This is a genomic window from Dolichospermum flos-aquae CCAP 1403/13F (genome assembly GCF_012516395.1).
Classification (GTDB): Bacteria; Cyanobacteriota; Cyanobacteriia; order Cyanobacteriales; family Nostocaceae; genus Dolichospermum; species Dolichospermum lemmermannii.
This window is the reverse complement of sequence record NZ_CP051206.1, coordinates 3600352-3613487: the sequence shown is the minus strand read 5'-3', so window position 1 is coordinate 3613487 and position 13136 is coordinate 3600352. Positions and strand designations below refer to the sequence as shown.

At 39.3% G+C, this 13136-nt stretch carries 11 protein-coding genes; 3 read left to right on the top strand and 8 right to left on the bottom strand.

The window, feature by feature from the left end:
• Nucleotides 1-120: 120 nt before the first annotated feature.
• From psaI to HGD76_RS17405, 6 genes are all read right to left on the bottom strand, one after another.
• Nucleotides 121-261 carry a photosystem I reaction center subunit VIII gene (gene psaI, locus HGD76_RS17430; RefSeq protein ID WP_015081480.1) on the bottom strand — a complete coding sequence of 47 codons (141 nt, stop codon included), beginning with the start codon at nt 259-261 and terminating at the stop codon, nt 121-123.
• A 98-nt stretch (nt 262-359) separates the two neighbouring features.
• Complete coding sequence (locus HGD76_RS17425; protein ID WP_168696529.1) at nt 360-2972, bottom strand: Rad2 family DNA repair protein; 2613 nt, start codon at nt 2970-2972, stop codon at nt 360-362.
• Between the two features lie 232 nt (nt 2973-3204).
• Nucleotides 3205-3453: a hypothetical protein gene (locus HGD76_RS17420; RefSeq protein WP_015081478.1), complete on the bottom strand. Its 249-nt coding sequence runs from the start codon at nt 3451-3453 to the stop codon at nt 3205-3207.
• A 26-nt stretch (nt 3454-3479) separates the two neighbouring features.
• Nucleotides 3480-4337: a hypothetical protein gene (locus tag HGD76_RS17415; protein WP_168696528.1), complete on the bottom strand. Its 858-nt coding sequence runs from the start codon at nt 4335-4337 to the stop codon at nt 3480-3482.
• Between the two features lie 106 nt (nt 4338-4443).
• Nucleotides 4444-5235 (bottom strand): RNA polymerase sigma factor SigF, encoded by a 792-nt coding sequence (locus HGD76_RS17410; protein WP_168696527.1) that lies wholly within the window; start codon nt 5233-5235, stop codon nt 4444-4446.
• A gap of 673 nt (nt 5236-5908) precedes the next feature.
• On the bottom strand, nt 5909-6739 hold the full coding sequence (locus HGD76_RS17405; RefSeq protein ID WP_015081475.1) for a photosystem II manganese-stabilizing polypeptide: 831 nt from the start codon (nt 6737-6739) through the stop codon (nt 5909-5911).
• A gap of 511 nt (nt 6740-7250) precedes the next feature.
• Between HGD76_RS17405 and HGD76_RS17400 the strand changes: the two genes are divergently transcribed.
• From HGD76_RS17400 to ftsZ, 3 genes are all read left to right on the top strand, one after another.
• On the top strand, nt 7251-7613 hold the full coding sequence (locus tag HGD76_RS17400) for a hypothetical protein (protein ID WP_168696526.1): 363 nt from the start codon (nt 7251-7253) through the stop codon (nt 7611-7613).
• 656 nt (nt 7614-8269) lie between these two features.
• A complete protein-coding gene (locus HGD76_RS17395; protein WP_168634651.1) occupies nt 8270-9211 on the top strand; it encodes a cell division protein FtsQ/DivIB in 942 nt (313 codons plus the stop codon).
• Nucleotides 9212-10029: 818 nt separating this feature from the next.
• A complete protein-coding gene (gene ftsZ / locus HGD76_RS17390) occupies nt 10030-11337 on the top strand; it encodes a cell division protein FtsZ (RefSeq protein ID WP_168696525.1) in 1308 nt (435 codons plus the stop codon).
• Nucleotides 11338-11780: 443 nt separating this feature from the next.
• On the opposite strand, the gene gshB is transcribed toward ftsZ, so the two are convergent.
• Nucleotides 11781-12743 carry a glutathione synthase gene (gshB, locus tag HGD76_RS17385; RefSeq protein WP_168696524.1) on the bottom strand — a complete coding sequence of 321 codons (963 nt, stop codon included), beginning with the start codon at nt 12741-12743 and terminating at the stop codon, nt 11781-11783.
• Nucleotides 12744-12870: 127 nt separating this feature from the next.
• Entirely contained in the window at nt 12871-13131 is a 261-nt protein-coding gene (gene grxC / locus HGD76_RS17380; protein WP_015081470.1) for a glutaredoxin 3, read from the bottom strand.
• Between the last annotated feature and the right edge of the window lie 5 nt (nt 13132-13136).

Here is a 13136-nt window from a genome sequence, read left to right as displayed (position 1 = left end):
TTGAACTTCTTCTGCAAAAATCGCCATAAAAACCGCCTAACTCCATGAGATAGGCGGTTTTGTTTGTTTTCAAATAGATAATTGGTGACACAATTAAGTAACCAATTACCCATACCCTAATTAAGCAATATCTTCGCGTTCAATGTATGAAAACAAAAATGCGAAAATAACTGCTGGTAAAACCAAGCCAGTTAGGGGAACGAAAACAGAAGGCAAAAAGGAGGAATAAGCCAAAATAGTAGGCAAAAATGAACTTGACATAGAATTAAAGTCCTGTAAAGTCTTACTGCAATTCAAATTGAGCTTACTGCAAAATCCTCCCTTATTTGCTAAATTATCAAGATTTTTAACACACCTGTTTACATTCCCAACACTTCATCCATTTTTATCGTGGGTAAATTAGGGGGAATTACTGTCTTGATGATAGTGAATTTGTCACTTTCCTGCTGAGTAGTTTGATGGAGAGCGATCGCTGATAAACGGATTTCTAAGCAGCCAAAAGGAATTTTTAGGTAAATCGCTGTTTCCCCTTCTCCCCAGGCATTAGAACGCAAATGTGGCAGGATATGTGGTCTATCTAGTAGACTCCGGGTTTGATAATCTTCAACCCATAACTTGACCACTACCGAAGATGAAACTTCAGGTAATTTTACACGCACCATTACAGATGTGCCAGCGACAAGTTCACCCTCTGATAAATACAATTGGGGAGTTGGTAAAGACTCCATCATCACACCAGAGAAATCTGCCGCAGTTTCATTCTCTGGTAGGGGGGAATAATGATGATCTGCTATAGCTTCATCACTCCAGCTATCCGCATCCCGTTCCATAACCAAATCATCTATAACTATTTCTTGTGATAACCATCCAGGCTCGGTTGGTATTGGATTCAGTATATTGACTGTTTCCGGTTTATTAATTTCTAAGGGAATATTGTCAGCAATGGGATCTTCCTGAATTTCTTTTTCCCTACTTAACAGCACTTCCACATCTACAGTTTGAGTTTCTTCCCCAAGATCATTGTCTGAGGATTCTTGAAAAACTGCTTCAGTCAATAAGTATCCTTGACTGTCTATCCATTGTTGCAAAAGAGAGGAATTTTCTTGAGTATCCACCAAATCTAATTCTTCACTCTGGATAATTAGAGAATTTTCCTGAGAATCCACCAAATCTAATTCTTCACTCTGGATAATTAGAGAATTTTCCTGAGAATCCACCAAATCTAATTCTTCACTCTGGATAATTAGAGAATTTTCCTGAGAATCCACCAAATCTAATTCTTCACTCTGGATAATTAGAGAATTTTCCTGAGAATCCACCAAATCTAATTCTTCACTCTGGATAATTACAGAATTTTCCTGAGAATCCACCAAATCTAATTCTTCACTCTGGATAATTACAGAATTTTCCTGAGAATCCACCAAATCTAATTCTTCACTTTTAATCACCCCCGCCACAATCTCTGCTATTAATTCTGCATAGGATGTATCATCAATCATAGACTGATCGGACTGCGGAAGATTATCTAGTGGTAATTCTGGTATTTTTGCTGGTAAAGTTACTACAGTCGGTAGCTGTGGGGATTTCTGCAAAGTTGCTAATTTTTCAACATTTAACTGATCATTGGCTGTTTTCCCTGGAACAGGCTTAACTTTTAATCGTTTCAAGTAGGGAAAAATAGTATTAACTGGTTTAATTACCAACTTTTTCAAATCAATTGGGTGAATAGCCAGGGTTTTTGTGAGGGAATCTGTTTCCGAATCAGTATTAATCTCACGTGTAGAATTGTGAGGTAAATTTGGCAACTGTGGTGAAAGAACTTGCCAGGATATCAGGGGTTTAATTTGGGGTGGTAAAGGTTGGTTTGGGGAGGGCTTTAAAATGTGAAACTGTGCTAACTTGGGAGTTTTAGCCACATTGAAAAGTTCTAATCGAATCTTGACAGAGGGCTTGGGCTTAACTGGTGGATTAGTTTCTGGTAAAGAGTAGTCACGGTAATCCGACCGAGAAGTTTGTAGTGCTAGTAAATCAGTGACATCGGCTGTAATTGTGAAAGTATGGTTAGCTAAAAGTATGACTTCACCAACATCAGCTAATGCACCATATAAATTAATATCTGCTAAAAGCAACTTAGATTCACAATCAAGGGGAATATCAATCAGGGTACTAAAGCTAAAAGGTAAGACTTGATCTGTTAATGGCTGATCTATGTGGTTAAGGATTCTTGATTCTGAAGGCGATCGCAGGGCAATTTCTAGCCGTAGCTGACTCACACCATTCATGGCAAATCTCTCATCTTCCAGATTCTCCATTTCATTGACTTCCACATCGCCATGAATGATAAAATTGTCTCCCCAACGAGCAACATAAGTATCTTGATCTAAACTCAAATTCAGTGGTAAAGGTGGCGGTAAAGTAGGAGCATTCTCAATAGTCTCCTCGTCCAGCAAAGGTTCATCTTGAGGTAAGGCTAAATCTAATAAGTTTTGTAAAATCTGCTCAGTTGTTTCCCCCTTAAACCAGACTGGAGTTCCATGATTCATAACTATACTGACTTGAGTATCAGCATTTGAAGCCAGATCAGATTCCTCAGCCAGTTGAGTTAGAGACTGGGGACTAGGTTCTGGGGGTGATACTTGGATAAGGAGAGTATGTTGCCAGGATTTACCGAGCATCTCTGACATAATATCTCCAGAGCATCGTAACTCCCAAATCCCTGGTTTAAAGTAGGTAAAAGGAATTACCGCCATCAATCCTTCACTATTAGTCCGATGCGATCGCTTGAGAATTCGCCGTTTCGGTGGAACCTCCTGGGTTGATATGTAAGTCACTCGCACATCAACATCCATATTATTCAGATAAGACCGAGCCAAAACTCGGTAATTATCCGCTAAAATCTTTAAATTTGGCGACTCCAAAGTCCGCCAAGTGCGGTCTCCCTGTTTCTGTATCAGAAATTGCCAGTTTTCCATTATAAATAACGCCTAAACCTAAGAGCAGCCAATTAATATTTTGCATTAACTTGCTTGTCAGTTTAACCCAGCCATCTGCTATTAACCTAAGTTTAGTTGTTAGTTGTTAGTAGGGGCGAAGCATTTGGAAGATAAATTATCGGTCATTGCCAAAAATAGTTCTCCAAATGCTTCGCCCGTACAGTTGTTAGTTGTTAGTTGTTAGCTAACCAGCAACTTACCTTCTTGAATTTTATCCACATTCATAGCGGTTTTGATAATAAGCCACTATCTGCTTACACCTTGACCGACTTTCCTCATCAGCGGCTGCTGTCCATGAAATCCATAACCCAGAAATTTGACTTTGGTTGTAATCAAACTCTGAGGATGTTTGCGGTATTAATCCCACTTCTACCCCCACCACCTGCCGGAGATGCGCTGCTATTTCCCGATATACAGCCAAGGGTAAACCAGCAAACTCTATTTTCTCTTGTGTCACCATATCTATTCTTTGCTCCTACAAGATTTTCAAGCTTGCTTAATCACAGAAATACCATTACCCACAGAAGCTGTAGTCGCTGGTTTAGATGTTTTAGAAGGTTTTTCCCCTACTTGTTTAGCAACTTCAATACCGTACTGTTCCAAAATCACGGTAGGATTAGCACCTTGGCTCATTTCAATCCGTTTTACTAACACCCCATTCACCAGCCTTTGACCTGGTTTTACATATCTACTAGTTGGCTCATCCGGTACTTTCACAATTGCTTGAGGTACTTTACCAATTAAGATTACACCACTCACAATCACTGCTCTAGCGGTTTCCGGCTGTCGTGCTACTGGTAACACAGTTTTGAGTTTAGGAGAGGGGAGAGATCCCGCTAAAACAGTGGGTAAAACTGGTTTTATAGCTATCTGTGGGGATTTTTTGGGTAATGAAATTGCCAGTTTAGTTGCTATTGTCTTGATTGGTTTCGGTGGAATTAATTTAGGCTGAGTTACTGTAGGTAAAGGGGGTAATTTAGGAACTGCAATTTTTTCACCTGGTAGCTTAGTAGTTCTAGAACCTATCTTCTCCACAATTTGCCCAAAGGGGTCTGTTCGTCCTTTCTGTACCACACCCAACCGCTCTGTGCCATTTGTCGGTTGAATCAAACTACCAACTGACCCAGGACTCACTGGTGGTTTGGTAGATATCAGAGGATTATTAAAAGGTTGAGCCAAAGATGGTGGCTGTGTCGTTTGCGGCGCAGTTGCTTGAAGACTAGGAGTTGGGGCAGGACTGGCAGTATTAGTAGCTGTTGGCGGTTCACCCACCGTACAGCCAGTCAGTGCCAAGGTTGCTAAAATAGCTGCGGCTGTAGCTGTAATATGCGAATTTTTACCCATTAGCTGCTCTCAAAAACTATAGAAAAGACTGCGACTTAAGTCGCACGAGTTGCTTATATCTCAGCCTAAAGGGACTGAGTTTTACGCTTACCGGGTTATTCTATAACTAATCTTCCGTCACCCCCATAATCTTTTTCAACATATCTAAGCCTTTTTTAACTTGGCGAGAAACTGTGACAACACTAATGCCTAAATGTGCTGCTACTTGTTTTTGGGTTAAATCATAGAAAAATACAAACTCAACAACGTCACGAGTCCGCTGTTCTAACTGAATCAGGGCTTGTTGTAACCTAATTTTGTCTTCTTGGGCTAATTGAAAACTGCGATAGTTCTTATCTGGAACTAACTCACCCAAACAAGTAGAGCCTTCTTCTCCATCTTGGATAGGTACATCCAAACTCAACGGAGCGCGGTTAATCCATGCTAATTTAATTTCCTGCCATTCACTCAGAGAAATTGCCAATGCAGCCGCTAATTCGCTATCAGTCGGTGGGCGATTATATTGCTCGGACAGAGAACGGGAAAGCCCAACAGCTTGTTGTTGGAGTGCTAACCACCGTCTGGGTATTCTCACAGTTACGCCTTTATCTCGCAGATAATGTTGAATTTCACCACGAATATAGGGCATCGCATAGGAACTAAAAGCATTTCCCTTAGAAAGTTCAAATTTCTCAATTGCTCTAATTAAGCCCATACAGGCTACCTGGAGAAGATCCTCATAGCTCTCATTACACTGATTAATCCAATAATGGGCTTCCTTTCTGGCTAGTCCAAAATTGAGTTTTACCAGTTGATTGCGAACTCTTTCCGAACGGGATTGCTGATACTCTCGCAACAACTGTGAATTTTCATGTTTCAGTTTGTTAGTAGATGTTTCGTCAGTGGTTTGATTAGGCATAACACTTTGGTTCTTAAACAAGTATATTTGGTATATAATCGCTTTTAAAACTAGTCACTATTTCTGCTTTTGGCTGAATGGTTGCAAATCCTACATCACAGAAAAAATCTTGTCCAGACAAAATCGCCGTAAATGCTTTGCACAATACAATTAGCAATGGCAAGATTGTCTGATATTTTTTTTACTCAAATTAGTTGAGTATACTTCCTAATTTATTAAACAACTCTCATAAACTTAAAATATACAATTAGCAATCTAATAATAAACCGGGATTGCGCCTAATTTAACTAATTAACCATGAGATTTGCTTATAGGTCTTGAGAATTGGCAATAGTTGATGAGGATCAAGCTTTGGGCTGCGATTATTTTTGTTTATCTGCTGTCTTCTCTGGATTGAATGAGTAATATTACGTAATTAAATAATTAAATTCATCTCCAACTTTTCAGCAAAAAAAAATAAAATTTTAAATCAGTAAATTTACGTGGAAATTAAACAACCCTAGTTTTCCAAAAAAAACCAAGATGCACTCTGCATCTTGGTTAAGGCATTGCCACAAATAAATTTTCATGACTGCTGAATTTTTGTTCATTTCCAAACTCATGGAGGTATATTAGATTACTAAATTACCAAAATACTTATGGATCTTAAACTCCCATGAGGTTGTATCAATATTTAGGCGCGAGGCTCAATTCGACCGTAGAATAAACCACGAATCTTCACTTCTTTAGGTTCACCTGCACCTAAATCAGTATCAGAAGGTTGTTCACTTTCAAAAGTCCCAGCTATTTCACCAGAAGTGCTATCTACTTTGGCTACTTGCAAGGAAATTTTACCTTTGAGGATTTCTGCCCGCTTGACATTAGTACGAGTTAGATCTTCATTATCAGATCCGGCTGGTAAAGCTACAGCATTGTCATAGCCACTAACAACACCACGACCTTTAGGATCTAAGAAAGCTGCACCACGATAGGAAGGGACTTTAAAAGTTCCTTCAAAGTCAGTGGATGTGTTAATGCTAGTTAAATTAGGTTGTGTTTGTGCAACCAAGCTTTTGATGGTAAACAAGAAAGGTACTAATTCACCACCAGGAAGTTTAACGGTGATAGCTTGAAAATCAAGACCATCTTCTTCCGTAAAAGTCAAGCTATGATCTGGATTGCTAGTTAGCTGACCTTGTACTTGGTCAATGGTAGAAGTATATCTGGTCATAACTTTACCAGATACAAATTCTGCTTTTTGACGTTTGTTGGCAGGTTCTTCTTTGACAAAGAAACTGGTTGGTTCTAAACAAAGTTCTTTGATGCTGTATGTCACATTAGGATCAACAGTAATTGAACCACGACTAGTTTCTGTCAGTTGGGGGCATTTGTTAGCCAACCCTGTGCCGCGAATTTGTTCGTAGGTGAGGACATCACTGACGCTGGCAGAAGGTGCATCACTACAAGCTGTGATTAGCCCTAAGCATAGAGCAAAGAAAGCAACAATTAAAGCGCGATACCTCATGGTTAACCTCAATCTCAAAAATTAATATCTAAGTTGTCAAACTGCTTTACTGAACGCACTTAAACGCATTGCGTTTCTGAGCCTGGAATTCAAACCATAGACTAAGCAGCGAACCGCATCCATTCTGGATGATGTATGTGTTGTCAGTACATACATCAAAAGTGTTTGGATAGGGAAATTAGCCAGATCATACGATTTTTTTTAACTCAAAATCAAAGCACTCTAGTGGTTAAATTCTGCTGTCATCCAGCACAAATCATGGAAAAGCCTTCTCTACCTTACCATCAAGGATTCTTGTTACTTGAGAATAGTTAGAAAGATATATATTCAGAAGTCAGGAATTAGAAAGAAGGAGCCAGGATTGAAACTCGAGTGCTATCTGGTGGCTTTCGACCTAATTTTTCTTCCTCATTCCAGTGCATACCGTTATATCTGAAGATATCTGACTCTGTTATTGATCAATTTAGGGACTTTTCCAGTATCGTATTAGTTTTATGGAGTAAAACGTTCCATGAACCATGATCAAAATTGGACATCTGGGGATTTGTCCTGCCAGCTACAAGCGATTTCTGGTGCGGTTAAAGATGTAGCTCAAACTTGCGGTGGAGATGTAATTTCTCTACTGGCTTTGTTACGTCATTTAGAAAAGTTGCACAAAGAAATTCGAGATGGAGTGTTTCAAGAAAATTTGCCTGATAATCGCCAAAGATTATACTCGCTGCTCAGAGATATTGAGTCTGAGGGCGGTTGGCCTTATATTGCCCGAATGCGAGTACAGGCGTTATTGGTAAATTTGTCTGAGGAAGTTACTGATGAGGATGCTCTTACCAGCTATACTCATGATGTTTTCAAAATTGATAACTCGTCAGAATAGTTCAATATTTAAAATTAACAAATTAAATATTTTTGGATTTGATGGTGAAAGCATCACCATCAAGATTGACACTCTCAGGTCTAAAGACACTGAGATTCTTTAATCAACGAGCCAACTTACAATTACTGGATTACTCCAACAAAAACAGAGGTTGATTCTCCTAAAGCTTTAATGACCGTATCCCTACCGTACTCGATTTTTGCATTTCATTTTTCACCAAATTTAGCTTTCCTAAACTGCAATACCGTTAGGTATGACTACGCACTCAACCACATAAGTTAAGTTTTTACGTCGTTTAGTTATACTTAAATTCTGGAATTCATGGAATATTATCACATCCAATGTTACCAGTCAATGAATTAAGCGAATAAATTCGTGGTCAGTGAGCGAAGTCGAACTGCTCGTGTCGCTTGTATCTCATATCTCAGCACTAAAGTGATGGTTCCTGAGCTTGTCGAAGGACTGAGCTTTACTCTTACCGGATATTTCTGTAAATTTATGAGGTGGGAAAGTTTTACCGAATTTACAATGCGTTGGGTGCTATTGTTAAAAGCTAATTTTCTCCATAATACCCATGATGTTAGCTAAATTTAATTGCTAGATAAGCGAATTTAATATCCAGAATAAATTGGACTGATATTTACAAGAGGAAAACAATGGCTGGGATATTATCAGTTTCTCGGACAAATTTAGCTCAACGCCGCCAAAAATTACGTCGGCAGCGACAACTCAAAATTCTTCAGGCTATTTGGCGGACGCTGGCTGTCACTGGATTGGCCTCGGTTTTGTTCTGGGTAGCAATTCAACCAATGTGGGTGTTAAAGGATTCGGGGCAAATAGTGATCAAATCTGGTGGTCAAGTTTTGACCCAAAAGGATATTTATTCATTGTTGGGGTTGTCATCTCCCCAGTCTTTATGGCGGATTGAACCTTCCCTAATTGCTGATTCTTTAAGAAAACAACCGAACATTGCCCAAGCTACGGTTAGACGGCGGTTATTACCTCCTGGTTTAATTATTGAAATCCAGGAACGAGTACCAGTAGCGATCGCCCAAATAACCAAAAATCAAAGGATAACCAGTTGTGTTCTGACTCCTTCATTCACGGGTAAGCCTTCTGAGGTTAAGTCTTGTTTGCAAAATAGCGGTATGGCTAATCAACAAAATGAACTAGGTTTACTGGATGCTAGTGGCGTGTGGATGCCTTTATCAAGGTATATCTCCATTAACCCCAAAGCAAAATTACCTCGACTCATAGTAATTGGTGCGATCGCACAATACAAGCCATTCTGGACTCAACTTTATGAAGCTATCAGTCACAGTTCTCTAAAAGTGACAGAAATTAATTTTCAAGATCCTACAAATTTAATTTTGAAAACTGAATTAGGAATTGTGCATTTAGGCAGCCCTAGCAATAGATTACCTGAGCAAATTCAAGCACTTGTACAAATGCGCCGTTTACCGAATGAAGTTAATCCTAGTCATATAGATTACATTGATATCAAAAATCCCGCCGTTCCATTAGTACAGATGAATCAAAAAAATCCAGGCTTAGTTATTAAGAAATCAGAGCCACTGTACAAAACACCAATCCGTTGAAGTTCAACATTTTTTCTTTCTACTCCCTTCGGCCTTTGTCTAGCTGAATAGGCAAATCTTTTAAATTAGTAACTTGAGTTGCTAATTTTATATTTTTGTAAATTAGGTATATATTATACATATAGATATAGAATTTTTTAACCGTTAGTTAAAAAATCATGCTAAGGGTTGTAAAATTAATAACTAAAAAATATTCTAAAAAAATTCAGGAGGTTATTAAAACTTATTACTAGGACTAAGCTTAAGCTCTATCAAACAGTTAATAACCAGTTGAATATCTTATATCAACCAGTCATCACAGCTTTTTGCCCAAAGATAGGGTTGTTATACTGGGATCTGCCCAGGAGTTTAGCAATACCTTAGCCAAATTGAAAAAAGCCTTGATTCGTAGGTTGGGTTGAAGGATGAAACCCAACCTACAAAAAATGGCGAAGGTATTGAGTTTAGTTAACGCTATTGTTGAAGTGATCTGCTGCTGACAAAGAAGATGAGATAAATAAATGTCTATACTTTTTAGAACTATTCTTAAAAGGAATAGGGGGGGAGTCAGCAACATGAGCAGCTAGTATCATAAACTGTACAGCTAATCAACAATCCCAAAGGAGAAAGAGTTAGAAGGCACCAGGCTGGACATCTGACTCTGCAACTGAGGTTTTATACCTCTCTCATGGACAAATTGCCACATCTCACCTGCCATCATGTAGGCTAGGGAATAGTAAAAAAAATAAAATAGCGTGCCAAAATTTATTTTGGCAATTATTTGACTCTTAGGTGAATCACACCGCAAAAAGTCGTTTATCTACCTTTTCACAAATCCAATGACACTTGATAATAACCAAGGACTGATCTATAACTCTCAAAATCCCGGACAACCAGGGTTTTCTCTGGCAGTTAACTCAAGCAATCCCTTTAATAATTCTGGAATGAACTTTGCTCAAGGTAAAGATGGCAAGAAAATTTCTCTCGAAAATAGCGGTATTGGTGAAATTGTGCCAGGCCGTGTTGCCAACATCAAAGTAATTGGTGTGGGTGGTGGTGGTGGTAATGCTGTCAACCGCATGATTGAGTCTGATGTATCCGGTGTTGAATTTTGGTCAATTAATACTGATGCTCAAGCTCTGACTTTAGCGGGCGCTCCTAGTCGCTTGCAAATTGGGCAGAAACTAACTAGAGGCTTGGGTGCAGGGGGAAATCCGGCTATTGGTCAAAAAGCGGCGGAAGAATCTCGTGATGAAATTGCCACAGCTTTAGAAGGTGCGGATTTAGTATTTATTACCGCTGGTATGGGTGGTGGTACAGGTACAGGTGCAGCCCCAATTGTGGCAGAAATAGCCAAGGAAATGGGCGCTCTCACCGTTGGTGTAGTGACTCGACCATTTATTTTTGAGGGACGCAGACGCACTAGCCAAGCGGAACAAGGAATTGAAGGCTTGAAAAGTCGGGTGGATACCTTAATTATTATTCCCAATAATAAGCTGTTGGAAGTCATTCCTGAGCAAACTCCTGTGCAAGAAGCTTTTCGCTATGCTGATGATGTGTTGCGTCAAGGTGTACAAGGAATTTCTGATATTATTACTATTCCTGGATTGGTCAACGTTGACTTTGCTGATGTGCGGGCTGTGATGGCAGATGCAGGATCAGCTTTGATGGGAATTGGTGTGAGTTCGGGTAAATCTAGAGCCAGAGAAGCCGCAATTGCCGCCATTTCTTCACCTTTATTGGAATGTTCTATTGAAGGAGCTAGAGGAGTTGTATTTAATATTACTGGTGGTAGTGATCTAACCCTGCATGAAGTTAATGCTGCGGCGGAAACAATCTATGAAGTGGTTGATCCTAATGCCAATATTATTTTTGGAGCGGTAATTGATGACAGACTCCAAGGAGAAGTCAGAATTACTGTGATTGCGACTGGATTTACAGGTGATATCCAACCTCCATCTGCACAAACTACTGTTACTCCTAGAGTTGTCACTGCCATTCCCACTACTACTACTACCACTAGAAGACCTACACCACTACAACAACCTGTTAATAACCCCACTCCATCTGTAGAACCACCAAAAGAAAAACCCTCTTTGGATATTCCCGATTTTCTGCAAAGACGACGGACACCACCAAGAAATTAATTGATTGTGAATATGAGATTTTAGCTTAAATAGTAGAAGCCTCTCATCTAACCGATAGGGAAGTGATGAGATGAATAGGCGCGAGTGACTTTTTTGACTAACTAGCGAAATCAGCAATGTTAGTCGATGAGGAATGAACACTTTCTTGGTTTCTCTCCAAGTATCTGATATAATTCTAATCAATAGGTGTAACTCAATTAAATGCTGAAAAGCAGCCTATTAAAAAAGTTCAAAAATCTATCTCCAAAAGACCCTAGGGCATAGGGCTTTAAAGCTCAGTCAACGTCTTCAAAGAAGAGTCGCTGAGAAACCCATACTCCCTTTCAGGTGAGTGTGTAGAGTATGTCACATTAAATTCACAGTCTCAGTTGAGGCTAGGTGCTGTATACAAATTATCAGTTATCAGGAGGAGGAAGTAAATAAATTTCTCCCCTGCTCCCTGTCTATTTACTCGCTTCTACCCATTGAATAACCTGATGAGCTATGTGAGTCCCGTCGAGACGGTCAATTTCCCGGATACCTGTGGGACTTGTGACATTAACTTCTGTTAGGTAGCCACCAATTACGTCAATACCAACAAAAATTAAGCCATCTTGCCGGAGTTTTGCGGCTAAATGGCTACAAATTTCTTGTTCTCTTGGGGTAATAGTGGTTTGAGCCACTGTTCCACCAGTGGCCATATTATTACGAAAATCACTACTACTAGAAAGACGATTTAGCGCACCTATGGGTTCACCATTGAGTAAGATAATCCGTTTATCTCCCTCCTTGGCTTGGGGTAAATAATTTTGTACCATAACTGGAACTTTACCTTGGAGCGTGCTAAGTTCGACAATGGAGTTAAAATTGCGATCGCCTGATTGTAAGAATAAAATGCCTTCCCCAGCTTTATTCCCCAAGGGTTTGAGAATTGTTGCTTCTTTAGCTGCGACAAATTGGCGAATAACTTGCTTGTCAGCGCTGACAATTGTTTCGGGAATACATTCGCTAAACTGAAGAGCATACATTTTCTCATTAGCACTACGAATCCCAGCCGGATCATTTATTACCAAAGTTTTATTTTGGTCAACATAATCGAGAATATAAGTAGCATAAAAATAAGCATCATTAACAGGTGGATCTGTCCGCATAAACACGGCATCCATTGTTTCTAAAGCAGTAAAGGAACTAGGGCTTAATTTAAACCAAGAATTAACTGCTAACCAACGTCCCTCCACTAACTCCACGGGAACGAGTTCTACCTGCTGCAAGGAAGCCCAGGCTTTACCATCAATAACACTCAGCAAATTTGCCTGAGTTATCCAAATTTCATGTCCTAGAATTTGCGCTGCTTCCATCAAAGCAACACTGGTATCATGACATGGATCAAGCCGATGGATAGGATCAATAATAAAAGCTAGTTTCATCCTTTATACCTCTTTCATCTACGAATTTTAATATTAAAGAATCTTAAAGATCCCCGACTTCTGAAATGAACTTAGTCATCTTCGAGCAAAATTTAGCAAAGAAGTCGGGGATCTGATCCACAATATTTTAAGAAACTAGCATCTGATCTAATTTACCTTGACGGTCTAAAGTATGGATATCGTCACAACCACCAATGTGAATATCATTAATAAAAATTTGTGGTAAGGAGCGTTTTCCATTAGCTCTTTGGGACATTTTATCTCTGGCTATTTCGTCTCCATCAAGATTATATTCGATAAAATCAACACTTTTACTTTTCAGTAGACTTTTAGCACGAACACAAAACGGACAAGTAGTCCAAATGTAAATTTCTACTTTTGCAGCCATAATAT